Raw genomic sequence first — 23,663 nt, forward strand, 5'->3', positions numbered from 1 at the left:
CCACTGATTGAGGATGAAGTCGGAAGCGGCGCGTCCGATTCATCGCGCGGTGGTGCCGAGTACTCCGCTCACGTTCAGGACCTCATGGCACTCCGACGCCTGACGTCCCGTGGCCGGCGTACCGGGCTTCGCGCAGGTCACGCTGATGGTCACCGTGTCGTTCTCCGGGATCTCGATGGGAGTGACCCAGTGGTAGTCCTGATTGCGGAAGGTCTCCAGCGCGATCGTGGTGATCTTGCGGTCGCCGAAGCTGATCGTCAGTACGCCCTCGTCGCCCTGGAAGTTGGCGACGACGATGTCGGTGACCCCGAAGACACTGTTCTCGGGCACCTTGTAGGTGCCGGACTCGGTCGCCCCCGTACGCGTCTTCAGGTCGATCGTCTCCGAGCTCTGCCGCCCGCCGGCCGCGATACCGCCCCCGGCCGCCGAGCCGCTTCCGCCGCCGCCCGTCCCGGGTGCCGCGGCCCCCGGCTCCTGGCCGCCGCCCCCGGGGCTGTCCGTCGCGCCACCGGTCCCCGGGGCCCCTTCCCCGCCTGCCTCCTGCTCCCCGGCCGGTGTCGGCCGGGGCTGGACCGCCTCGGTCGCCGCCTCCTCGGCGGCGCTGCGCACCGCGGGACGGACCAGCGCGAACCAGGCGAGCAGCAGCGCGAGCAGCGCGGCGAGCAGCACCAGCAGCCACTTGGGGAAGATCGGGATCTGGACGAACTCCGCGTCCAGCGGCGGCCGTACGACGGGATCGTCCCCGCGGGCCTCCGCCGGCTCCTCCTGCTCGACGGCCTCCGTGGCGTCCACGGTGAACGGCCACACCGCGGGGGCGCCGAACCACACCGGCTTGGCGGTACGGACCCGCAGCCGGACCTCCGCCGACTCGCCGGGCTCCAGCTTCGGCTGCGCCGGGTCGAAGGCGAACGCCAGCTCCTCGCCCGCCTGACCGGGCGTGAAGCGCACCCGCACCGGGGTGTTGCCCTGGTTGCGTACGGCCAGCAGATAGCGCCCGCGCAGCCAGCCGCGCCGGCGGCGCGGGGACAGCTCGGTCCGCAGTTCACGGAACTTTCCGACGTGCACCGTGGTCTCGAGGACCCGTACGGCGTCGGGGTGCTCGTTCGGCAGCACCCGCACACCGAGGGGCATCTCACCGGCCCGGATCTCCGGCGAACGCGGCGGCTCCAGGCGGAGCGTCACCGTCTCGGAGGTGCCGGGATACAGGGAGACGCGCGCCGGTTCGACCGTGGTCCAGGCGGCGCAGTCGCCGACGACCGTCAGGTCGTACGCCTCCACGATGTCGCTGTCGTTGCGCACCGTGAGGGTGGTGGTGGCGATGTCGCCCGGAGTCACCGTCACGGCCGGTATGTCGAGGCCGGGCGCACCGGGACGGGAAGAGGCTGCGGAAGGCGTCACGCTCTCACCGTAGGAGCGCGCCCGGGAACGCGGCGAGGAACGCGAGGGCAATGCGCGGGCAGTGGTGCTGCCCGTCAAGGCGCCGTCAACTCCCTATTGATGGCTGGCTCTTAATGTGGCGAGCAGCCTCGCGTGCACCACCGTGCCCGTGGTCACCTCACGTCTTCCCCGGTAACCCCCCACCGACTCATGAAACAGGTAACCGTGTTCCGCGCAGATGAGAACAGACTCGCCCCGCCCGACACCCCGCCCCCCGATCCCGTCCGGGCCGGCTGGATCCACCGCGCCTCACCCTCCGGCCCCCCGGCCCGGGTGTCCCTGGCCGTCTACGCCGCCGACCCGGTGCTGCGCGTGGGCGTCGTCCAGCAGTTACGGCACCGCCCCGAGATCGACCTGGTCGACACCGACGACGTGGACTCGGCGCGGGTGTCCCTGGTGGTCGCGGACACCGTCGACGACGACGTGGCCGCCCTTCTCAACCGGCTGCGGCACAACAGCGCCACCCGGACCGGACTGGTGATCGGCACCCTCGGGGCCGGCGGGCTGCAACGCGTCATCGAGTGCGGTGTCGCGGCGGTGCTGCGCCGCGCCGAGGCCGATCAGGACCAGCTGCTCCGTCTGGTCCTGGCCACCGGCAACGGCGAGGGGATGCTGCCCGGCGACCTGCTGGGCGAACTGCTCAGCCACGTCGGCAGCCTCCAGCGCTCCGCGCTCGACCCCGGTGCCCTGTCCCTGTCCACGCTCACCACGCGCGAGGCGGACATGCTGCGCCTGGTGTCGGAGGGCCTGGACACGGCGGAGATAGCCCGCAAGACCTCGTACTCCGAACGCACCGTCAAGAACGTCCTGCACGAGGTCATCACCCGGCTGCAACTGCGCAACAGGGCCCACGCCGTGGGCTACGCGTTGCGCAACGGGCTGATCTGAGGGCCGGCCGGGCGACCCCGCCGACGGCGCCGGGGAACCCCGCGCTGCCCGAAAGCACACCCGGTGCTTCCCCCGGGTGCGGCCCCATCGCCCTGCCGCCGTGCGCGCGGCCGGTGCACGGTGGGGAGGGCACATCCAGCTGCCGCACCAGACTGTGAAGGGGACCGTGATGGAAACCGCTGGCTCCGGCGGGCGGTACCGCCTGGGGAGACTCGGCATGTCGCTGCTGCTGGTCGTCCCCCTCCTCGGGGTGACGGCGGCGGCCGGCCCGGGCAGCGCCGATCCGCGGCCGACGGCCGCGGCGGACGCCGCCCAGACCCGGATCGCGTACGCCGGCACCGGGCACCGCAGTCTCGGCGAGGTCACCACCACCACCTCCAGCACCGCGCTGTCCGGCGAGGGTCCGGCCCACTACGACGTGCAGCCGTCCGCCCTCGACGACCAGCTGGTCTTCGCCAGCCGCCGCGACGAGAAGAACCCGCAGATCTATCTGCGGGCCGCCGACGGCAAGATACGGCGGCTCACCGAGGGCATGGACGCGGCACACCCCCAGCTGACGCCCGACGGGCGGTTCGTGGTGTTCGACGCGGCCGAGCCCACCGCGGGCGGCGGGACGCAGCGCGACCTGTGGCTGGTGCGCACCGACGGCACCGTCGGCACCGGTCTGACCCCGCTGACCGACACCCCGGACGACGAGGAGGACCCGACGGTCTCCCCCGACGGGAAGCGCATCGCGTACGTCTCCGACGGCGGCCCGTCGGTCGGCCGGCAGATCTACGTACGGGACCTGGACGGCGGCACCGCCACCCGGATCACCGATCCCGCGAACGGCACCGCCTCCGAACCGGCGTGGAACCCGGTCGACGACGGCGTCAACCGCGAATGGATCGCGTACACCGCCACCACGACCGAGGACGGGGAGTCCAAGCGCCGGCTGCGGATCACCGACGGGAGGGTCGACGAGCCGCTGTTCGGGGGCGCGAGGGCCGGCTGGCGCGCCCACGGGGCGGCGTGGCTGCCCGACGGGGACGGTCTGGTGTTCCTCAGCCCCGAGAACACCTGTGAGTGCCAGAGCGACTGGGACCACGTGTTCCGGTCCACCGCCCACTCCGACCAGGTCCCCTCGCTGGTGCTCAACGAGAACCGGGACGTCCTCTCGCCCACCTGGCTCGGCCCCCTCGACGGCGGCAAAGCGGTGGTCGAGCGCACTTCCGCGGCCGGCCCGCACGTGGTGACGCTCCAGGACGCCCGGACGGACGGCTCCGACCCCCGCGACCTGGGGCTGACGATCCTCAACGAGGATCCGGAGGCCGACACCAACATCGACACCGCCAAGGACCCGCTGTTCGATCCCGGGCCCGGCTACGACCCGTGGACCGAACGGCAGAGCTACACGCCCGACGGCCGCCGGATCGTCGTCACCCGCTTCGAGGACAACGCCGCCGGACAGCGGATCCAGCGGATCTGGACGGTGGACGCCGACGGCTCCAAGCCGCAGCCCATGGAGCTCGAGGGACGCGCCGACACGGACTGGGACACCGACCCGACGTTCTCCCCGGACGGCAAGTACCTCGCCTTCACCCGGACCTCGCCCGGCGGCGTCGGCGGAGCCGGCCACATCCTCATCGCGGACGCCGCCTCCGGCGAGATCGCCGGCGAGGTCGTCCCGCCGGACGGAGAGCTCACCGGCCGGGACGCCCAGCCCACCTGGTCCCCCGACGGCACCACCCTGGCCTTCACCCGCGCCGAGGAGATCAACGGGGCCGGCGGCAACAAGCACGTGTGGACCGCGTCGGTGGACGACCTGTCCCAGCAGGACGGCCTGTCCCAGCAGGACGACCTGAGCAAGGAGAACTGCCCGGGCGACTGCGAGGTCATCGACGACAGCCCCGCGTTCTCCCCGGACGGCCGCTCCATCGCCTTCAACCGCAAGAACGGCGCCGGCCTGATCGACGAGAAGAACGGCATCCTGCTCACCTCCCTGTCCGGCGGCACCTGCCGGGTGCTGCTGCCGGCCGCCGCCCGCGGTGTGCCCGGCGCCTGCGGCCGGGAGCTGCCGGACACCTCGGTCACCGGCCCGCACCAGCCCCGCGACGCCGCCTGGACCGCCGACGGCAAGGGGCTCGTGTTCAGCTCCCGCACCGCGGCCGCGGTCAACAGCCCCGAGAAGCTGAACCGCCTCGACCTCGCCTCCGGCGACGTCACCACGCTCACCGGCGACCTCGCGGGCCGGCAGAAGGAACCCGCCGTCCAGCAGTCCGTGGACCTCGCCGTCCGGGCGCCCGGCACCGCCCCGCGGGTCACCGTCGGCGACACCACCACGGTCACCGTGGAGGTGGTCAACAACGGCCCCGCCGTCTCCCCCGGCACCCGTCTGACCGTCGTCCCGCCGGCCGGCGTGCGGGTCACCCGGATCAGCCGGCCCGACGGCACCTGCGACGCCGCTTCCCTCCAGTGCGGCCTCGACGTGGTGGAACCCGGCACCACCGTCCCGGTGGACGTCACGCTCACCGGAGTCGTCCCCGGCGACGCGCCGGTCGACTGGTCGGTCGACGGTACGGTCATCGACCCGCAGCCCAGCGACAACGCGGGCCGGACCGTGGTGCCGGTGGCCGAGGCCACGCCGACGCCCACACCGCCCCCCACGCCGACGCCGACGCCCACGCCGCCCGCGTCCCCGACTCCCGCGCCGCCCGCGCCCCCCGCCCCGACGCCGACCCCCACGGTGCCTCCGGAGCCGGCGGAGCCCGAGGCCGGTCCCGGGGTGCGGGTCACCGCCCAGCCGAACCCCGGCTACGTCGGCGGGCGCGTCGTGGTGACGTACACCGTCCGCAACGGCCGCAACGCGCTCGCCACCGGACTGCGGCTGCGCGTCGGCCTGCCCGCGGGCATCCCCGACAGCGGGCGCCCGGCCGGCTGCGACCGGAACTGGGTGTGCGCGCTGCCCGACCTCACGCCCGGCGCGAGCACCGTCGTACGGGTCGTGCTCAGGCCCGACAAGGCGATGACCGGCCAGGTCACCGGCGTGCTCACCACCACCGGCACGGACGCCGACCGCAGCGACAACACCGCCCGGCAGCGGCTGCGTATCCTCCAGCCGCGCATCGTCGCGGTGCCGGACATCGGCAAGCCCGGCTTCGTCACCTCCGTGCGCGGCGAGGACTTCCCGCCGGGCGTGCCGGTGCGCTTCAAGTGGAAGCCGGGCATCACCGCGGCCGCGGCGCCGACCGTCCCGCTGGCCGACGGCACGTTCATCGGCCAGCTGCTGATCCTCGCCAAGGACCAGACCGGACCGCGCGTCATCACGGCGAGCGGCCCCGGATTCTCCCCGGTGAAGACCGACTTCCTGGTCGTCAACGGCAGCGTGCAGCCCCCGGACGAGGTGACCCGCCGGTGATCCACGAGGTCGACGAGGGGCTGCGCCGACTGCTCGCCGGGAGCGGCCTGGAGGCGTCGGGCGTCGACGTGGTCTTCGACGCCCCCACCCGGGACTGGGCGGCCCGGCGCAGCGCCCCGACCGTCTGCGTCTTCCTGTACGACATCCGGGAGGACGCCCTGCGGCGCGGCAGCGGCGCGGGGGAGGTGTACGACGAGGACGGGCACGTCGTCGCCCGGCGCTCCCCGCCGCGCTGGTTCCAGCTGACGTACCTCGTCACGGCGTGGGCGAACCGCCCGCAGGACGAGCACCGGCTGCTGTCGCAGGTGCTCGGCACCCTGGTGGCCCACGACGTGCTGCCCCCGGCGCTGCTCACCGGATCGCTCGCCGAACTCGGCCTGACCGTGGGCCTGGACACCGCCGGGACGGGCATGGACGCGCCGGCCGCCGCCGACGTGTGGTCGGCGCTCGGCGGGGAGCTGAAGGCGTCCCTCGGGGTCCGGGTGCGGGCGCCGCTCGCCGGGGTGACCCGGGTCGCCGCGCCCCCGGTCACCGAGGGCCTCGTCGTGCGCTCCGCCGCCGCGCGCGAGGGCGGACAGGCCGGCCCCGGACGCCGGCTGCGCTACACGGAGGTCGACGACCCCGGCCCGGAGGGCTTCACCGGCCCGCGCGAACGCCCGCCGGCCCCGGCCCGACGCCGCCGCAAGGGAGACCGCCAGCCGTGACGCACACCGTGGAGCCCCCGCTCGACGCCCCCGACGCCCCTTCCGTCCCCGACGACCTCTGGGTGCGGCTGGGAGCGGTCGAGCGGCGGGTACGGGAGGCCGTGGCGGTACGCCGGGACGCCGATCCGGACCCCGACGACCCCTACCGCGGCCAGTACCTCACCCCGGAGGCGGCGGCGCGGATCCTGGACGAGCCGGGCGGCCTCGACATGCCCGCGCAGGGGCCCTGGCAGCCGCCGGCGGACTCCGTGCTCGGCACGCTCGCCCGCCGGTTCGGCCTGTCGCCGCTCGACCTCGACCTGCTGCTGGTCGCCGTGGCGCCCGACCTGGACGCACGGTTCGAGCGGCTGTACGGCTACCTCAACGACGACCTGACCCGCCGCCGGCCCACGGTCGGGCTGGCACTGGAGCTGTGCGGGCTCGGCGGCGCGTCCCCCGCCCGGTTCCGCCTCGCCCCCGGCGCCCCGCTGATCGCGGGCGGCCTGCTGGAGGTCACCGAACCGGAACGGCCCCCGCTCTCCCGGGTCCTGGTGGTCCCCGACCGGGTCACCGCCCACCTCCTGGGCGACCCGCGGCCCGACGCCCGGCTCACCGGTGTGCTCGACGACGTACGGGAGGACCCCACCGCCGAACCGGCGGAGGTGCGCCGGGCGGCGGCCGCGGCCGGGACCGGAACCGGCCTCGTCCATCTGCGCAGCCGGGGCGGCGACGCCGAGGGACTGGCCGTCGCGGCCCTGCGCCTGGCCGGTCCCCGCCCCCTCGTCCTGGACCCGGCGGCCCTCGCCCGCCGCCCGGCCGACGTGCCGGCACTGGCCCGGGTCGTCGCCCTCGAAGCCCGGCTGACCGGCGCCGGCGTGGTGCTCGGGCCGCTGGCGGCGCTGCCCGGGGAACCCGCCGAACGGACCCGTACGCTCCGGGCGCTCTGCACCGCACTGCGGGGCATCCCCCTGGTCACCCACGACACGACGCCCTGGGACCCGAGGTGGGCCCCCGACACCCCCGTCACCCTCACGGTCCCGCCCCCCGCCCCCGGACTCCGGGCCGGCCGCTGGCACCACGCCCTCACCCGGGCCGCCGGCGCGGCCGGCGACCCCGGCAGGGTTCCCCCCGACGTCGAGGCGCTCGCACAGGCCGTCGCCGCGCACCGGCTGGACTCGGGGCAGCTGCGCAGGGCCGCCGACGTGGCGGTGCGGACGGCCGCCCTCGACGGCCGTCCCGTCGGGCCGGACGATCTGCGCCTCGCCGTACGGGCCCAGAACGGCGCGGGCCTCGACCGGCTCGCCCGGCGGGTGGAGCCGGGCGTCGGCTGGGACGACCTGGTGCTGCCGCCCACCACCCACCGGCGGCTGCGGGAACTCGCGCTGCGCGCCCGGCACCGCGAGCGGGTGCTCGGGCAGTGGGGGATGCGGCCCGGCGGCGGCCGGGGACGCGGCGTCATCGCCCTGTTCGCCGGCGAGTCCGGCACCGGCAAGACCATGTCCGCCGAGGTCGTCGCCGCGGACCTCGGCATGGACCTGTACGTCGTCGACCTGTCCACGGTCGTGGACAAGTACATCGGGGAGACCGAGAAGAACCTGGAGCGCATCTTCACCGAGGCGTCGGCGGTCAACGCGGTGCTGCTCTTCGACGAGGCCGACGCGATCTTCGGCAAGCGCTCGGAGGTGAAGGACGCCCACGACCGGCACGCCAACATCGAGTCGGCGTACCTGCTCCAGCGCATGGAGTCGTTCGACGGCATCGCCGTGCTGACCACCAATCTGCGGGCCAACCTGGACGAGGCGTTCACCCGCCGCCTGGACGTGGTCGCGGACTTCCCGATGCCGGACGCCGGCCGGCGGCTCGCCCTGTGGGACCGGTGCCTGGGCGACCGGCTGCCCCGGGCCGACGACCTCGACCTCGCCTTCTGCGCGGACCGCTTCGAACTGGCCGGCGGCTCCATCCGCGCCTGCGCCGTCACCGCGGCCTACCTCGCGGCCGAGTCCGGCGCCCCGCTCACCATGCGGCAGACGGTGACCGCGATCGCCCAGGAGTACCGCAAGCTCGGACGCCTGGTCCTGGAGAGCGAGTTCGGACCGTACACGGCGGAGGCGGCCGGCGCGTGACGGGGACGGGCCGCCGCCCGGCCGGGAAGGTCACGGCGCGGCCCGTGCTCCGTCACTCCTCGGTGAGCGCCTCGTCCCCGGTGACCTCGCCGACCGTCCGGGCGATCAGCTCGGCCAGACCCAGCCAGCTCTCCTTCTCCAGGGGCCCGCCCAGATCGCGCATCTCGAAGAGCGACAGGGGCCCGTCCGTGCCCATGGCGCCCACCCCCTCCCGCTCCGTGGTCTCGTGGTGCCGCGGATAGCCGGGCGGGGGAGAGAGCAGATCCTTGGGGTCCGAGGCGTCCGGTCCCTGGAAGACCGAGTCCAGCCACTGGCGCCTGGTCAGGGCGGCACCGCCCGGCTTCTCCTTGTACCGGCCGGGGAACACGGGGCCGTCGATCCCCCCGTCCGCGACGTCGTGCAGGGCCGTGTAGAGGCCCTGGAGATGACTGCCCAGCCACGCCTGCGCCGCCGGTGCCAGAGTGCCGCGCATGCTCACGAAGTCCGTACGCGGCATCATCGAGAAGAAGTATTTCGGGTCCTCGCCGGCGGCGCTCTTGCCCTCCAGGTCGTAGAGGGTCTTCAGGATCACCGTCAGGAACCCGGAGACCTCTTCCCGCAAGGACGCGTCCAGCGGTTCGGCGGCCGTGGCGGCGAGCCGGTCGAGGACCGCACCGGCGTGATCACGGGCCTGGCCGAGACCGGGCACCATTCCGGTCACCCGCTTCTTGAAGTCCTTCTCCCTCTCGAGCCCGTCGTCGGCGTTCCGGACGCGCCGGCGCTTCGTCGGCAGGCTGTCGTCGTTCGCCTGCCCTTCCAGGGTCTCCAGCTTCGCCACCAGCTGGTTGACGCTCTGCATGCCGATGCCGAAAGTGGCCTGCGGCTTCGCCTGACCCGGTCCGCGCGCCTCGATCTCATAGGCGCCCTCGGTGTACTTCCCGGCCGCGGAGGCCTTGTCGTGGAACGCGACGATCGAGAGCAGAGCCTTCCGCACGTCCCCGAGGGTCGCCAGCGGGTGCGTGACGAACTCGACGTTCCCGTTGTCGGCGGCGACGTACGCCAGATTGCCGGGCAGGTCGATGAGCGACTTCTTGGTGTCCTTCTTGAGGCGCCCGTTCTCGCGGAACTTCCAGTTGGTGTCGGTGACCTCGAACTCGAAGCCGACCTTCCGCTGCACCTGCGCCTCGGCCCCCTGCGGGACGCCGGGAGCCGCGGTCACCGGAGGGGAGTGCTCCCCGGTGCACTCCTCCGCCCGCTGCACCGGCGCGGGCCCCGACATGATCCGGTGCGCGTTCGCCTCCGCCTCCCGCTCGAAGCGGTCGCCCGGGTCGCTGATCCGCAGGCCGTTGCCGTGGTCGGTGCCGGAGACCGGGCCCTGGCGCTGCTGGACGACGTGGGTGAGTTCATGGGCGAGGGTGTGCTTGTCACCGCCGCCGTCACCGAGGACGACATGACTGCCCGAGGTGTAGGCACGGGCCCCGATGGCACGGGCCGAACGGGCGGCGGCCGGACCGGTGTGCAGCCGTACGCCGGAGAAGTCGGTCCGGAACCGCGCCTCCATCTCCTGGCGCACCGGCCCGGCGAACGGCGTGCCGCCCGACTTCAGGACCTCGTTCACCCCGGTGTCGTGCTGCTCCGGGGCGGGCGCGGGGCGCACCCGGCGGGCGATCATACGGGTCACGGCCGCGTTGCCGGCGTCGCGCTGGGCGGTGCGCAGCGCCACGGCGGTGAGCGGCGGCGGCACGGAGGCGCCCGCGGAGGTCTCCCGCCGGGCGGGGGACACCTCACGCCCCGGCTGCCGGTTTCCGGCCCGCTCGGTGCGCGGTCTGGGCGTCTGCACCTGGTGCCTCCTCGTCCGTACACCTTCGCGGCCGCTCCAGTGGACCGCGCGGCCGGCCGCCCTGTCCAGGGCGGCGCGGGCAGCGCGAGGGCAACACCGGGTGACGGCGGGGCGGTCGGGAAGCCCGGAAAGGCAGCGGTCCTGCCCCTGTTCAGGTCCGCAGGTCCCTGCCGTCCCGCCCGGCGCGCCGCGCAGACTCGGCCTGGACACAGGTGACCGCAAGGACGTTAAGGAGCGAGCATGCCGACGTACCTCACCCCGGGCGTGTACGTGGAGGAGGTGCAGTCCGGTGCCCGGCCGATCGAAGGGGTCGGCACGGCCGTCGCCGCGTTCGTCGGTTTCGCCGAGAAGGGCCCGTTCCACGCGCCGACGCTGGTCACCAGCTGGGACCAGTACTCCCAGCTGTTCGGCGGCTTCACCGAGGGCACCTATCTGGCCCACGCCGTCTACGGGTACTTCGCCAACGGCGGCGGCGCCGCGTACGTGGTGCGCATCGGCGGGTCCGCCGAGGACACCTCCGCCCCGGCGGCGGGCGACGGCCGTCCGCGCGGAGCCGGTCGGGCCGTGCAGCCGGTGGAGCTCGGCGGCTTCCTGATCGCGGCCAGGCCGGGCGTGACCGGGGTGTCGGTGGAGATCGCCGACGCGGACGGCGAGAACCCGCCGGAGGACCGCTTCAAGGTCCTGGTCCGCCGCGGCGACCAGGTGGTGGAGACCTACGAGGCCTCCACCCGCAAGAACGTCAAGGGGTACCTGGTCACCCAGGCCCGCTCCTCCGCGCTGATCGAGGTCACCGAGCAGCGCGGCGCCGGCCAGACCAAGCCCGCCGCGCAGACCGTGGCGGTCCCCGACGCCCCGGGCGCGCCGGCCGTGAACGGCTCCGGCGAACCGGCCCGCCTCGACCCCGCCGAGTACGTCGGCGACGCCTCCGCCCGCACCGGGTTCGGCGGCCTGGAGACCATCGACGAGATCACCATGGTCGCGGTGCCGGATCTGATGGGCGCCTACCAGCGCGGTGACATCGACGCCGAGGGCGTGCGCACCGTGCAGCTCGCCGTCATCTCGCACTGCGAGCAGATGGGCGACCGGGTCGCCGTCCTCGACGCCCCGCCCGGGATGTCCGCCCAGCAGGTGCGCACCTGGCGCAACGACGAGGCCGGCTACGACTCCCGCTACGCCACCCTGTACTACCCGTGGGTGCGGGTCTTCGACCCGGCCCTCGGACGCAACACCACCGTCCCGCCGAGCGGTCACGTCGCCGGTGTGTGGGCGCGCAGCGACGCCGAGCGCGGGGTGCACAAGGCGCCCGCCAACGAGGTGATCCGCGGCGCGGTCGACCTGGAGCTGCGGCTCAGCAAGGGCGAGCAGGACCTGCTCAACCCGATCGGCGTGAACTGCATCCGGGCCTTCCCCGGCCGCGGCATCCGGATCTGGGGCGCCCGCACCCTCTCCTCCGACCCGGCCTGGCGCTACCTGAACGTGCGCCGTCTGTTCAACTACCTCGAAGAGTCCATCCTGCTCGGCACCCAGTGGGTGGTGTTCGAGCCGAACGACGACCGCCTGTGGTCGAGCATCCGGCGCAACGTCACCGCGTTCCTCCAGGAGGAGTGGCGCCGGGGCGCGCTGTTCGGCCGGACCGCCGCCGAGGCGTTCTACGTGAAGTGCGACCGCGACAACAACCCGCAGGAGTCCATCGACCAGGGCCGGGTCGTCTGCGAGATCGGCGTCGCGCCGGTCAAGCCCGCGGAGTTCGTGGTGTTCCGGCTGGCCCAGTTCTCCGACACCACCAGCCTCATCGACGAGTGACCCGCGGGTCCGCAAGGGAAGGTTGACAGACAGTCATGGCAACGGGCGACGCTCTTTCCACCCACGTCTTCGGCGTGCAGCTCGGCGGGTACCTGGTCGAATCGATCCAGGAGATCAGCGGGTTCACCGTCGAGGAGGATGTCGTCGAGGTCAAGCAGGTGACCTCGGAGGGCAAGCAGATCATCCGCAAGCAGCCGGGCGCCCGGCAGGCCGGCGAGATCACGATCACCCGGGGACTCGACCAGAGCAGCGAGTTCACCAACTGGATCAAGGAGACCCTGAACAACGGGGCCGTGAACTCCGCGCGCCAGAACCTCACGATCGAGATCAAGGACACCGAGGGCAACACGGTCCGCCGCATCCAGCTGCTCCAGGGCTGGGCCTCCAAGTGGGAGGGCCCCTCGCTGAAGGCGGGCGAGTCCTCCCCGGCCACCGAGTCCGTCACGATCGTGTTCGAGGAGATCGTCGTCGAATGAGGCGTCGTACGGTCACGGCGGGCAACCTGGAGGAGCTCCTCCAGGCGACGGCGCCCGCCCAGGCGTCCGAGCAGGCGGTGGCGGACCCCCCGGCCGCGGCCGCCCCGCCGCGCCGGGAGGACCACGGGCTGCGCACCGAGTTCGAGTTCGAGCTGCCGCGCGGCTATGTGGACGACGAGGGCACGGTGCACCGGCACGGCACGATGCGCCTGGCCACCGCCCGCGACGAACTGCGGCCGCAGATCGATCTGCGGGTCAAGGAGAACCCGGCGTATCTGAGCGTGGTGCTGCTGAGCCAGGTGATCACCCGGCTCGGCTCGGTCACCGATGTGCACGCCGGGGTCGTGGAGCGGATGTACGCCACCGACGTCGCCTTCCTCCAGGACTTCTACCGCCGCATCAACAGCGAGGGCCACACCCGTGCGGCGGTGACCTGCCCGCACTGCGAGGGCGCCTTCGAGGTCGACCTCTCGGGTGGGCGCCTGGGGGAATCGTGACGTACGCGCTTCCCCGGCTCCGGGAGGAGATCGCGTACGTCGCCTACCACTTCCACTGGCCGCGCGAGGAGATCCTCGACCTCACCCACGGCGAGCGGCAGCAGTGGGTGGCCGAGATCGCCCGTATCAACACACGCATGAACGAAGGCGGTTGAGCGCATGGCATGGCGGGACAGGCTGCGCCGCCGGGCCGCCGGCCCGTCCGGCGCGGGCGCGGACCGGGGCGCGGACGGCGTCCCGGCCGCTGCCGTGCCCGGTGACGGCCCGGGTCCCGCCGCGCCCGGCGGTTCCGGTCCCGCCGTGCCCGCCGACTGGGACGGCGGCTGGCGCCGCACCGCCGCGCCCCCGCTCACCGTCTCCCGCGCCCCGCTGGGCGTGAGCGACGGCCTCTCCTTCCGCGCGGGGCTCGCCGCCTGGCAGAACCCGTCCTTCGACGGCGGCCTCGGCCACGCCCTGCTGCCCGACGCCCCGACCGGCCTGGTACGGGGGGTCACACGTCCGGCCGCCCCGCGGGCCACCGGCACCGGCGGGGGGCCACTGCTGCTCCGTGCGGTACGGAGGGAGGGGGACGGCCCGCAGGACGGTGCGCCGGACGCAGTGCGGCCGGACACGGTGCGTACGGACGGCGCGGCGTCGGCCACGCCGGTCGCGCGCCGGGTGCGCTCGTCCGGTCCGGGGTCTTCGGGCTCCGGGTCTTCGGGTTCGGGGTCCTCGGGCTCCGGATCTTCGGGTTCGAGGTCTTCAGGCTCCGGGCCTTCGGATTCGAGGACCTCGGGCTCCGCGTCTTCCGGCTCCGGGGCCTTTGGTCCCGAGCCGTCCGGTCCGGTGTCCTCCGGTCCGGTGTCCTCCGGTCCGGTGTCCTCCGGTCCGGTGTTTTCCGGTTCGGCGTCTTCCGGTCCGGGGGCGTCCCGCGGCGGCTCGGGTGGTGCGCGGGCGGCGGGTGCGGGTTCCGGGGCGGAGAGCGTGGTGGCCCGTTCCGCCGACGGCACCGGCAGCGGTTTTGGCACGGGGAGTCCGGGCGGCGCCCCGCGGACCCGCGGCATCACGTCCACGACGTCCCCCGCCGTGCTCTCCTCGTCGGCTCCCGCCGTGCAGCGGGCCGCGGCACCGGGCAACCCCCCGGTCGTGACCCCCTCCGATTCCGGCCGCCCGTCGGCCACTCCACCGATTCCGCTCGTACGACGCGTCTCCGTGGTCCCCGGTGCGTCCGCCGGGGGAGCCGGTGCCCGGCCCGCTTCCGGCGCCGCCGCCTCCTCCGCTTCCTCGCGGACTCCCTCCGGGGGACACGTCGCGAACCCCGGGTCCGCGTCCGGGCCGTCCGTGCGGCGCACCGTCACGGGGGCGTCGCCCGAACGGAGCGGCGACGGCCGCCCGGAGGCCTCCCGGGCCCCCGACGCCGAGGCGTCCCGCCCGGTCGCCCGGCCGCGACCGGTGGGCCCCCGGCTGACCGTCGCCCGCCGCGTGGCCGTGCCCGTACGCCGTGTACCCGCCCTGCGCCCCGCCACCGCCGTCACCGCCGCCGCCCCTGCGCCGGGCGACGCCACGATCTCCGCATCATCCGGCTCGGCCGCCCCCGCCCCCGCCCCGACCGCCCCGGCCGCCTCCCAGGCACCCCCGGCCGCCCCCGTCCAACGTGCGGCCGGCCGGCCGCCCCTGGGCGCCCCGCTCACCGAACTGCCGCCTACGGCGACACCGTTGGCGAAGGACGCTCCCGCCGTGTCCGCCACGGGGCCCGCTTCCGGCCCCGCGCTCCCCGTCGTCCAGCGCCAGGCCGAGGACACGGCCGGCGCCCCGTCCGACAGGGGCGTACGGGGAACGGCTCCGGGCACCGGCCCCGACAGCCGTCCCCCGGAGCCGGGTTCCGTTCCCCGTCGTTCCGGTGCCCGAGCCCGCGGCGGTCTGGGCGCGCCCCTGCCCGCGCTGCCCCCCAGCGCCGACCTGCCCGGCGCCACCGCGTCCGGCACCCTGACCCCCCGTACGACGCCCGCCGAGGCGTCCCCGGCACGGGGAGGGGGTGCGGCGGCCGCACCGCTGCTGGGGACCACCGGCGTTCAGCGCAGCCTCGCGGACCACTCCACCCCACCGAGTACGCCGAGCACCCCGTCACCCGGTCCCGCCGGTCCTCACGGCAGCGGGCCGGCCACACCGCCGGTGACGCCGGCTCCGTCCGCCGCGTCCCCGGCTCCGGCACCGGAAGGCCCGGCCGGGAACGCCGTACGCCCCACGCCGACGACGGCGTCGGCGTCGGCCGGACCGGGTCCGGGTCCCGTCGTCGCCCGTGCCATGAGCCCTGCCGTGGGAGCGACCCCCACGGGCGCCCGCACCACGCCCGGTGGCACGGCGAACACGGGCTCCACGGCGAGCGAGGGTTCCACGACGGGCGGCCCAGGAGCCACCCGTCCCACGGCCAGGAGCACCGCGACGGCCCGGCCCGTCACCACACCTACACCCATCCCCGGCGCCGGTCCGCGCCTCGGAACCCCCTCCACCCTCGCGGCCCCCCGCACCCTCGCGCTGCTCCCCGCCCGCCCGCTCGGCCTCAACACCCGGCCCCCCGAAGGCGCGGCACCGGCGGCCGCGTCCCGCACCGGTGGCGGCCGTCCCGTCGTGGCCGCGCGCTGGACCACGACCCCGGCCGTCCCCGGCACCGGCCCCGCCGCGCCCACCGGCGCGCCCGCGCGCCCGGCGCCCGCCCCGTCGCCGGGCTCCCCGGCGACCCCGCCGCACGTCCAGCGGGCCGTGACGACGCACCGGCCGCAGGATCCGGGCGCGCGGCGACCCGGCCCCGCGGCACGGGCCGGCGGACCGACCGGCCCTCAGGGCACCGGTACCGGCTCTCGGGGCACCGGCGCCGGCCGGCCCGTCCCCGTCGTCAAACCCGAGCCGCCCCGCACGGCTCCCGGTACGGCGCCCGCCCCCGCACCGGCGCGGTCCCTCCCCGTGACCGCTGTGCAGACGGCACCGCTCGCCCACGGCCCGTCGGCCCCGACACCGGCGGGACCCGTCCCCGTGGTCCGCCCGAGGACCGTGACGCCGGGACCGGCGGCGCGCGGCGGAACCGGCCGCGCGGCGACCCCGGTCCAGCGCGACACCTCTCCCGCCGGTGACCTCGCGGGGGTCACCGGCGTACCGGTCACGTCGCGCCCGGCGCCCGCCCGTTCCTCCTCGGTCTCCGCCGCCGGTGACCTCGCCGTACCCGAGAGGCCCGGCACGCAGGCCCACCGGGCGGCGGACAACCCGCAGACCCCCGGCGCCGACCTGGACGACCTCGCGCGCCGCCTGCTCGACCCCCTGGCCCGCCTGCTGCGCACCGAACTGCGGCGCGGCCGGGAACGCACGGGCCGCCCCTACGACGGACGCCGCTGAGGGCACGGCACGGAACGGATGACGGACGGATGACGGACAACATCTTCGCGAGCAGCGTGTTCTTCCAGCTCACGATCGGCGGCAACGACCTGGGCGCCTTCAACACCTGCTCCGGCATGGGCGCCGAGGTGGAGATCGAGAGCTTCGCGGAGGGCGGCAACAACGGCTTCTCCTGGCAGCTGCCCGGCCGTGTGACCTGGTCGAACATCACGCTCACCCGGCCGGTCACCGCCGACACGGCGAAGATCGGCCGCTGGCTGGACGAGACGCTGAAGCGGGTGGAGCCCAAGGACGGCGAGATCGTGGCGCTGAAGCCGAACCTCAGCCGGATCATCAGCTGGCAGGTGTTCGGGATCGTGCCGGTGCGCTGGCAGGGCCCGTCCTTCGATCCCAGTAACTCGCAGGCGGCCATCGAGACCCTGGAGATCGCCCACGAGGGACTGCGCCCCTCCTGACCACCGCGCCCGTCCCGCGCCGTCACCCGCACCCGTCCCGGAAAGGAAGTCCCGGCATGTCCACCGTGTCCCGCGCCAGTCGGGCCAGGGCCCAGCTGACGCTGAAGGAGCCCCCGGCGTCCGTCGGGGCGAAGCCGGGCGGGACGATCGCGCGGCTGAACCTCCAGTTCAACCCGAACACGCTCCAGTTGCAGAAGACCACCGAGTGGCGGCGCACCCCGTCCCGGATGGCGGGGCAGTCGGCGCTGCCCGAGTTCGTCGGCAGCGGCCCGCGCACGCTGTCCCTGGAAGTGTTCCTGGACGCCACCGCCAAGCACGACAACTCCGTGGAGCAGGCGGTGGAGAAGCTGATGAAGGGGTGCGTGCCGACCCCGGCGAGCATCGGCCGCAAGAAGCCGGCCAGTCCGTGGGTGCGGTTCGAGTGGGGGACCGCGCGGACGACCTCGTTCGACGGGGTGCTCTCCAGCCTGTCGGTGTCGTACACGCTGTTCGACGTGGACGGGAAGCCGCTGCGGGCCACCTGCCAGCTGTCCATCGAGGAGGCGAGCGTCGACCCGGCGGGCCAGAACCCGACCTCCGGCTCCCGCACCGCCCGCAGCACGCACACCGTCGTGGCGGGCGACAGCCTGGCCCTGCTGGCCTGGCGGGAGTACGGCGACGCGACGGCCTGGCGGGTCATCGCGGAGGCGAACGGGATCGACGATCCGATGGCCCTCGTGCCCGGCACCGAACTGGTGGTGCCCGGGCTGCGGGACGCGGACGGTGAGGAGGAGCAGTGAGCACAGCGGTGGAACGGGGTGGCCGGTCCTTCGCCGCGGACCCGATCGTGGAGACGCCCGGCGAACTCCCGCAGATCTGGGCCGCCCAGCTGGTGAGCTGCGTGGTGGACGAGAACGTGGGCCTGCCGGACGCGGCGGTGCTCACCTTCCGCGACCCCGACCACGAGTTCCTCCAGAAGACTGGCATCACCATCGGCACCCCGCTGAAGGTGTCGGTGGAGACGGTGTCCGGGCAGGCGCGCGAGCGGCTGTTCAGCGGCGAGGTGACGGCCCTGGAACTGGACCGGGACCGCACCGGCTCGTTCACGGTGGTGCGCGCCTACTCCAAGGCGCACCGACTCCAGCGCGGCCGGAAGGTGGTGGCGTACCGGAACATGACGGCGGCGGCCATCGTCCGCAAGGTGGCCGCCGGAGCGGGCCTGACCTGCGGCACCGTGCAGGCCGCGCCGGTCACCTACAAACAGCTCTCTCAGGCGAACGTGTCCGACTGGGACTTCCTCCAGTTCCTGGCCGCCGAGAGCGGCGCGCAGGTGCGCGTCGACGACCAGGGCCTGCTCCAGTTCACCAAGCCGGAGAAGGCGTCCGGCGCGCCCTCGCCGTCCACGTCGGCCACCCGCAACCCGATGGTGCTGGAGTACGGGCGGAACCTGCTGGCGCTGCGGGCCTCCCTGTCGGCCGCGGACGGGGCGCAGCAGGTGGAGGTGCGCGGCTGGGACGTCACCACGAAGCGGCCGCTGGTGGCCTCCCGGCCCTCGGTGGACAGCGACGTGGTGGTGCCGGGACTGAGCCCGGCGTTCGCCGCCCGGTTCGGGAAAGCCAAGCTGACGGTCACCGACACCCCGTACCGCACCCAGGCCGAGACGAAGGCGGTCGCGGACGCGGTGGCGGACCAGGTGAGCGCCGGTTTCGGCGAGCTGGAGGTGCTGGCCGAGGGCAATCCGAAGCTGCGGGCGGGCAAACCCGTGGCGCTCGGCAACGTGGGGCAGGCCTTCAGCGGCAAGTACACGGCGACGGCCGTGCAGCACGTCCTCGAACCGCACGGCGGCTACCGTACGACGGTGTGGGTGAGCGCCAGCCCGGACCGCTCCCTGACCGGCCTGGTCACCGGCGCCAACGCGCCCTCCCGCGGCCCGCGCATCCCCGGTCTCGCGATCGGCGTCGTCACCGACGTGCGCGAGCCCGGCGGTGCCGAGAGCGGCGCCGTGAAGCTCACGTTCCCCTGGCTGGACGACACCTACGTCACCGACTGGGTGCGCACCGTGCAGTGGGGCGGCAAGGGCGGCGGGGGAGTGGTGAGCCCCGAGGTCAACGACGAGGTCCTGGTCGGCTTCGAACAGGGCCTGCTGGACAGCCCGTACGTCATCGGCGGGCTCTACAACGGCGTGGACAAGCCCTCGCCGCACGACGTGCCGCTGATCGACAAGACCACCGGGAAGGTCAACCGCCGGTCCGTCGTGTCGCGTTCGGGGCATCGGGTGGAACTGCTGGACGCGCGGGCGCCCGGCCGCTCGGGGGTACGGCTGCTGACCGCCGACGAGCACATGGAGGTGTTCCTCGACGACCGCCAGGACCGGATCGAGCTGACCGTGTACTCCGGCAAGGGCACGGCCCGCAAGCCCCTCAGCTCCGTCGTGCTCGACAAGAAGGGCATCACCCTGGACGCGGGACGGGGGAACGTGAGCGTGTCCGGCCGCAATGTGGACATCCAGGGCCGGGTCGACGTGAAGGTCGGTGGCCGCAACGTGAACGTCACCGGCAGCTCGGGCGTCACCGTCGACGGCGGTCTGCTCGGCGTCCTCAAGGCCAAGCTCATCCGCATCAACTGACCCCGCCCGCCGCCGTCTTCCGACATCCTCCGAGGAGAGCCGCATGCCAGCCGCAGCCCGTACCGGTGACCCCACCGACCACGGCGGCCGGATCACCACCCCGCCGCCCGCCGCCGCGCGGTCGGTGGCGACCGTCCTGATCGGCGGCCGCCCCGCCGCCGTCGTGGGCAGCCTGCACGTCTGCGTGATGCCCCAGCACGCGGTCATGGGGCCCGCCAACGTGATCCTGCCCAACCCGGCGGGGCTCGCCTCGGGACAGGTCCTCATCGGCGGGCTGCCCGCCGCGCGGGCCCGCGACCGGACCGCGTGCGGCGCGACGGTCCTGCCCGGCGCCCTGAACGTCGTGATCGGCGGTGCGGTGTGAGCGAGCGGTTCATCGGCCGCGGCTGGGGGTTCCCGCTGCGGGTCGGGCCCACCGGCGGGATCGCCCTGGTCGAACGGGAACGGGAGATCGAGGAGGCGATCCGGCTGGTCCTCGGCACCGCGCCCGGCGAACGCCCCATGCGCCCGGAGTTCGGCTGCGGCATCCACGACTACGTCTTCGCCCCCGGCGACGGTGCCACCGCCGGACGCATCGCGCAGCAGGTGCGCGAGGCCCTGGAACGGTGGGAGCCGCGGATCGCGGTCGACGACGTGGTCGTCGCCTTCGACGCCGTCGAGGACGGCACCCTCTACATCGACGTGCACTACACCCTGCGATCCACCAACGACCGGCGCAACCTGGTCTTTCCCTTCTACACGATCCCCTCCGAGGAGGGGACCGAGGAAGCGGGCGCGGACTGATGGCCCTGCCCTCCCCGAACCTGGACGACCGGCGGTTCCAGCAACTCGTCGACGAGGCCAAGCGGTACGTGCAGCAGCGTGCCCCGGAGTGGACCGACCACAACGTCTCCGACCCGGGCGTCACCCTGATCGAGACGTTCGCCTACCTCGTGGACCAGCTGCTGTACCGGCTGAACCGGGTCCCGGACAAGAACTACACCGCGTTCCTCGACCTGTTGGGCATCGGCCTGTTCCCGCCGACGGCCGCCTCCGCCGACGTCGACTTCTGGCTGTCGGCGCCGCAGCCCGACACGGTCGTCCTGCCCCCGGGCACCGAGGTGACCACCGCGGGCGGCGAGTCCGACGAACCCGTGGTCTTCACCACCACCGGCGAACTGCGCGTCCTGCCCAGCGAACTGACCCGCCTGGTCACCGCGCCGCGGACCGGCGAGCAGAGCGACCGGACCGGCATGCTCGCCGACGGCCTCGACATCCGCTGCTTCCAGACCACGCCGGAACCGGGCGACGCGCTGCTGTTCGGACTGCCGACGGCGGTGCCGCGCTGCATCGTCGCGGTCCGCCTGGACAGCCGCGTCGAGGGCATCGGCGTCGACCCGCGCCAGCCCCCGCTGGTGTGGGAGGCCTGGGACGGCGGCGGCTGGCGGACGTGCGAGACCGGCACCGACACCACCGGCGGCCTGAACCGGCCCGGCGAGGTCATCGTGTACGTACCGGCCGGGCACACCGCGTCGGTGATCGGCGGCACCCGGGCCGGCTGGCTGCGCTGCCGGGTCACCGAGGCGGAGCCGGGCCAGCCGTTCTACTCGGAGTCCCCGACGGTGCGCGAGGCCGAGGTGTTCACCGTCGGCGGCACCATGTCCGTCGAACACGCCGAGACCGTCACCGACGTGCCCCTCGGCACCTCCGAGGGCGTCGCCGGACAGACCTTCCGGCTCGGCCGCCCGCCGGTCCTCCTCGACGCCGGGCCGCCCGTGGTGGAGGTCTCCTCCGACGAGGGGTGGCAGCGCTGGGAGGTGGTCGAACACTTCGGCCGCTCCGGACCCGCCGACCGGCACGTCCGGGTGGACGCCACCACCGGCGAGTTCCTCTTCCCGCCGGCCCTGCGCGAACCCGACGGCACACTGCGGCAGTGCGGCGCCGTGCCGCCCAAGGGCGCCCGGATCCGGGTGGCCCGCTACCGCACCGGCGGCGGCCCCGCCGGCAACGTGGCCCGCGGTGCGATCTCCGTCCTGCTCAGCTCCGTGCCGTACATCGCCCAGGTCACCAACAGGGAGGCGGCGCGCGGCGGGGTGGCCGGGGAGACCGTCGAGAACGCCAGGCGGCGCGCCCCGGAGGCGCTGCGCATGCAGGACCGCGCGGTGACCGCCGAGGACTACGAGATCATCAGCCGCCAGGCCGCGCCCTCGGTGCGCCGGGTGCGCTGCCTGCCGGCCGCGGACGCGCCGGGCGCGGTACGGGTGCTGGTGGTGCCGGACGCGGTGGCCGACGAGGGCGACGACCGGCTGCGCTTCGAGCAGCTGATCCCCTCGGACCAGGTGCTCGCGGCGATCACCGCGAGCCTCGACGAACGGCGGCTGATCGGCACCCGGCTGGTGGTGGAGCCGCCGGTCTACCAGGGCGTCACCGTCGTGGCCCGGCTCTCCGCGGCCCCCGGCGACACCGACCGGGTCCGCGCCGCCGCCCTCGACGCGCTCTACGCCCACCTCAACCCGCTCGCCGGCGGCCCGGACGGCACCGGCTGGCCCTTCGGGCGGCCCGTCCAGTACGGCGAGATCTTCGGCGTGCTGCAACGTGCCGCCGGCAACGCCCTGGTCGAGGAGGTCCGGCTGTTCCCCGCCGACCCCGTCACCGGCCGGCGCGGCGCCCCGACGGACCGCATCGACCTGGCGGCGGGCGCGCTGGTCTTCTCGTACCAGCACCAGGTGGTCGTGACGCCGGCCGGGGCGGAGGGCCGGGGATGAGCAGGGCCGCGATACCCGGCCTGCCGAGCAGACACCCGATCGGCGGGCAACTGCCCGCGCTGTACGCCGACGACGACTTCGCGCAGCGGTTCACCGCCGGGCTCGACACGGTCCTCGCCCCGGTGTTCTCCACCCTCGACAACCTGCCCGCCTATCTCGACCCCCGGGTGACGCCGGTCGACTTCCTGGTGTGGCTGGCGTCCTGGGTGGGGGCCGGGGACGACCCGCAGTGGCCGGTGGAGCGGCGCCGTGAGGCCGTCGTCCGCGCGGTGGAGCTGCACCGGTGGCGCGGCACCCGGCGCGGGCTGGTCGAGGCCCTGCGGCTGGCGCTCGGCGTGCACGCCGAGGTGACCGGCGACGGGGGTGCGGTGTGGTCGCACACCGCGGGCTCCGGCCTGCCGCCGGAGCCGCCCGCGGAGGTGCTGGTCCGGGTCCGGGCGGACGGCGCCGCACCGGTGGACGTGGACAGGGTCCACGAGATCGTCCGGGCCATGTGCCCGGTGCACACGGCGTTCCGGGTGGAGGTCCTCTCCGGCCCGCCCGCCGAGGAAGGGAGCTGACGCATGCGCGCATGTCCCGCCTGCGGGGCGTCCAACGACCCCACGGACGACTTCTGCGGCAACTGCGGCACCTACCTGGGCTGGTCGGACACACCGTCGGCCCCGGGCCGCGCGACGACTCCGGCGGCCCCGGCACCCGAGGAGCCCCCCGCCGTCACGGACCCCCCGACGCCCCCGGCACCACCCGCGGGGCCCGCCACCGCCCCGGAGCGCCCGGCCGCCGCGGAGTCCGGGACGGGGCCGGTCCCCTCCGATGCCTCGGTGACCGCCGGGCCGGCGGGTTCGGCGGCTGACGGCGTTCCGGATCGGTCGGGCGCATCGGCGGATCCGGGTCGGCGGGCCGCTCGCCCGGCCGCCGAGTCCGGGGCGGGGCAGGTGTCCTCCGATGCCTCGCCGGCCGCGTCGAGGGGCTCGGGCCGGCCGGCCGCGGCGGAACCGGAGGCGGAGCGGATTCCCGACGCCCCCTCGGCGGCCGTACCGGCACCTCCCGAGCTCCCCGTGCCCCTGGACCCTCCGGCCGTCCCGGCGCCCCCCGCCCTCCCCGACGTCATCCCGCCGGAGGTGTCCGGGGCGGCCCTGGCGGAGGGCGGACCCCTGTCGGCCGCGCGTGCCCTCGGCGCGTCACTGCGTTCCCGCCTCACCGGCCGCGGGTCCGACGAGGCGAGCGCCCCGGACGCCGCCGCCGACGCCGACGACACGGCCCGTACGGACCAGGAGCCCGGCACGTCGGAAGGACAGGGCGCCACCCCTTCCCGGCCCGCGGCCACCGCCCCCTCGTCCCCCGCCGCACCCGGGGCCGCTCCCCGTACC

General features: G+C 74.8%; 18 protein-coding genes and 1 pseudogene. 17 read left to right on the forward strand and 2 right to left on the reverse strand.

Annotated elements, in window-relative coordinates; all coding sequences use genetic code 11:
• Positions 1-39 precede the first annotated feature (39 nt).
• Positions 40-1,398 (reverse strand): hydrolytic protein, encoded by a 1,359-nt coding sequence (locus IH50_RS0134115; protein ID WP_234328299.1) that lies wholly within the window; start codon positions 1,396-1,398, stop codon positions 40-42.
• A 189-nt stretch (positions 1,399-1,587) separates the two neighbouring features.
• On the opposite strand from IH50_RS0134115, the gene IH50_RS0134120 reads away from it, so the two are divergent.
• The 4 genes from IH50_RS0134120 (at position 1,588) to IH50_RS0134135 (ending at position 8,528) form a co-directional block, all read left to right on the forward strand.
• Positions 1,588-2,325: a LuxR C-terminal-related transcriptional regulator gene (locus IH50_RS0134120; protein WP_078914195.1), complete on the forward strand. Its 738-nt coding sequence runs from the start codon at positions 1,588-1,590 to the stop codon at positions 2,323-2,325.
• Between the two features lie 169 nt (positions 2,326-2,494).
• Entirely contained in the window at positions 2,495-5,722 is a 3,228-nt protein-coding gene (locus tag IH50_RS0134125; protein WP_037873413.1) for a DUF11 domain-containing protein, read from the forward strand.
• Positions 5,719-6,426, forward strand: a complete 708-nt coding sequence (locus tag IH50_RS0134130; RefSeq protein ID WP_030871396.1) for a DUF4255 domain-containing protein — start codon at positions 5,719-5,721, stop codon at positions 6,424-6,426. Before IH50_RS0134125 ends, IH50_RS0134130 begins: the two co-directional genes overlap by 4 nt.
• On the forward strand, positions 6,423-8,528 hold the full coding sequence (locus IH50_RS0134135; RefSeq protein ID WP_234328300.1) for an ATP-binding protein: 2,106 nt from the start codon (positions 6,423-6,425) through the stop codon (positions 8,526-8,528). The genes IH50_RS0134130 and IH50_RS0134135 overlap by 4 nt, the downstream gene beginning before the upstream one ends.
• Positions 8,529-8,580: 52 nt before the next feature.
• Here the strand turns inward: IH50_RS0134135 and IH50_RS42205 are convergent, their stop codons facing one another.
• Positions 8,581-10,347 carry a DUF4157 domain-containing protein gene (locus IH50_RS42205; RefSeq protein ID WP_063759520.1) on the reverse strand — a complete coding sequence of 589 codons (1,767 nt, stop codon included), beginning with the start codon at positions 10,345-10,347 and terminating at the stop codon, positions 8,581-8,583.
• 240 nt (positions 10,348-10,587) lie between these two features.
• Here IH50_RS42205 and IH50_RS0134145 point away from each other — a divergent pair, with 240 nt between their 5' ends.
• The 13 genes and pseudogenes from IH50_RS0134145 to IH50_RS41830 all read left to right on the forward strand — a co-directional run.
• Positions 10,588-12,150 (forward strand): phage tail sheath family protein, encoded by a 1,563-nt coding sequence (locus IH50_RS0134145; protein ID WP_030871402.1) that lies wholly within the window; start codon positions 10,588-10,590, stop codon positions 12,148-12,150.
• 35 nt (positions 12,151-12,185) lie between these two features.
• Positions 12,186-12,626, forward strand: a complete 441-nt coding sequence (locus IH50_RS0134150) for a phage tail protein (RefSeq protein ID WP_030829861.1) — start codon at positions 12,186-12,188, stop codon at positions 12,624-12,626.
• Complete coding sequence (locus tag IH50_RS0134155) at positions 12,623-13,123, forward strand: hypothetical protein (protein WP_030871404.1); 501 nt, start codon at positions 12,623-12,625, stop codon at positions 13,121-13,123. The genes IH50_RS0134150 and IH50_RS0134155 overlap by 4 nt, the downstream gene beginning before the upstream one ends.
• Positions 13,120-13,278, forward strand: coding sequence for a DUF6760 family protein (locus IH50_RS42210; protein ID WP_199822185.1), 159 nt, complete (start codon positions 13,120-13,122; stop codon positions 13,276-13,278). The genes IH50_RS0134155 and IH50_RS42210 overlap by 4 nt, the downstream gene beginning before the upstream one ends.
• Positions 13,279-13,282: 4 nt before the next feature.
• Positions 13,283-16,489, forward strand: a complete 3,207-nt coding sequence (locus IH50_RS0134165; RefSeq protein WP_030871407.1) for a hypothetical protein — start codon at positions 13,283-13,285, stop codon at positions 16,487-16,489.
• Between the two features lie 29 nt (positions 16,490-16,518).
• The gene (locus tag IH50_RS0134170; RefSeq protein WP_030871410.1) at positions 16,519-16,944 is read left to right on the forward strand and encodes a phage tail protein; all 426 of its coding nucleotides are present in this window, start codon (positions 16,519-16,521) and stop codon (positions 16,942-16,944) included.
• A 56-nt stretch (positions 16,945-17,000) separates the two neighbouring features.
• Positions 17,001-17,723 carry a LysM peptidoglycan-binding domain-containing protein gene (locus tag IH50_RS0134175; RefSeq protein ID WP_030871414.1) on the forward strand — a complete coding sequence of 241 codons (723 nt, stop codon included), beginning with the start codon at positions 17,001-17,003 and terminating at the stop codon, positions 17,721-17,723.
• The gene (locus IH50_RS0134180; protein WP_030871418.1) at positions 17,720-19,549 is read left to right on the forward strand and encodes a VgrG-related protein; all 1,830 of its coding nucleotides are present in this window, start codon (positions 17,720-17,722) and stop codon (positions 19,547-19,549) included. Before IH50_RS0134175 ends, IH50_RS0134180 begins: the two co-directional genes overlap by 4 nt.
• 43 nt (positions 19,550-19,592) lie before the next feature.
• Positions 19,593-19,913: a PAAR domain-containing protein gene (locus IH50_RS0134185; RefSeq protein ID WP_030871421.1), complete on the forward strand. Its 321-nt coding sequence runs from the start codon at positions 19,593-19,595 to the stop codon at positions 19,911-19,913.
• Entirely contained in the window at positions 19,910-20,332 is a 423-nt protein-coding gene (locus tag IH50_RS0134190) for a GPW/gp25 family protein (RefSeq protein WP_030871424.1), read from the forward strand. Before IH50_RS0134185 ends, IH50_RS0134190 begins: the two co-directional genes overlap by 4 nt.
• A complete protein-coding gene (locus IH50_RS0134195; RefSeq protein WP_030871427.1) occupies positions 20,332-22,293 on the forward strand; it encodes a putative baseplate assembly protein in 1,962 nt (653 codons plus the stop codon). Before IH50_RS0134190 ends, IH50_RS0134195 begins: the two co-directional genes overlap by 1 nt.
• Positions 22,290-22,853 carry a phage tail protein gene (locus IH50_RS0134200; RefSeq protein ID WP_030871431.1) on the forward strand — a complete coding sequence of 188 codons (564 nt, stop codon included), beginning with the start codon at positions 22,290-22,292 and terminating at the stop codon, positions 22,851-22,853. The genes IH50_RS0134195 and IH50_RS0134200 overlap by 4 nt, the downstream gene beginning before the upstream one ends.
• A gap of 498 nt (positions 22,854-23,351) precedes the next feature.
• Positions 23,352-23,663 (forward strand): annotated as a pseudogene (locus tag IH50_RS41830) (hypothetical protein); the annotation flags it as partial.

It is taken from the genome of Streptomyces sp. NRRL S-37, from assembly GCF_000721605.1.
Classification (GTDB): domain Bacteria; phylum Actinomycetota; class Actinomycetes; order Streptomycetales; family Streptomycetaceae; genus Streptomyces.

What these genes read in the sequence shown, in the direction of transcription:
- IH50_RS0134150 (WP_030829861.1), top strand. Translation starts at nt 12,186, where the DNA reads ATGGCAACGGGCGACGCTCTTTCCACCCACGTCTTCGGCGTGCAGCTC.
- IH50_RS0134185 (WP_030871421.1), top strand. Translation starts at nt 19,593, where the DNA reads ATGCCAGCCGCAGCCCGTACCGGTGACCCCACCGACCACGGCGGCCGG.
- IH50_RS0134155 (WP_030871404.1), top strand. Translation starts at nt 12,623, where the DNA reads ATGAGGCGTCGTACGGTCACGGCGGGCAACCTGGAGGAGCTCCTCCAG.
- IH50_RS0134165 (WP_030871407.1), top strand. Translation starts at nt 13,283, where the DNA reads ATGGCATGGCGGGACAGGCTGCGCCGCCGGGCCGCCGGCCCGTCCGGC.
- IH50_RS0134145 (WP_030871402.1), top strand. Translation starts at nt 10,588, where the DNA reads ATGCCGACGTACCTCACCCCGGGCGTGTACGTGGAGGAGGTGCAGTCC.
- IH50_RS0134175 (WP_030871414.1), top strand. Translation starts at nt 17,001, where the DNA reads ATGTCCACCGTGTCCCGCGCCAGTCGGGCCAGGGCCCAGCTGACGCTG.
- IH50_RS0134200 (WP_030871431.1), top strand. Translation starts at nt 22,290, where the DNA reads ATGAGCAGGGCCGCGATACCCGGCCTGCCGAGCAGACACCCGATCGGC.
- IH50_RS0134120 (WP_078914195.1), top strand. Translation starts at nt 1,588, where the DNA reads ATGAAACAGGTAACCGTGTTCCGCGCAGATGAGAACAGACTCGCCCCG.
- IH50_RS0134170 (WP_030871410.1), top strand. Translation starts at nt 16,519, where the DNA reads ATGACGGACAACATCTTCGCGAGCAGCGTGTTCTTCCAGCTCACGATC.
- IH50_RS0134195 (WP_030871427.1), top strand. Translation starts at nt 20,332, where the DNA reads ATGGCCCTGCCCTCCCCGAACCTGGACGACCGGCGGTTCCAGCAACTC.
- IH50_RS0134125 (WP_037873413.1), top strand. Translation starts at nt 2,495, where the DNA reads ATGGAAACCGCTGGCTCCGGCGGGCGGTACCGCCTGGGGAGACTCGGC.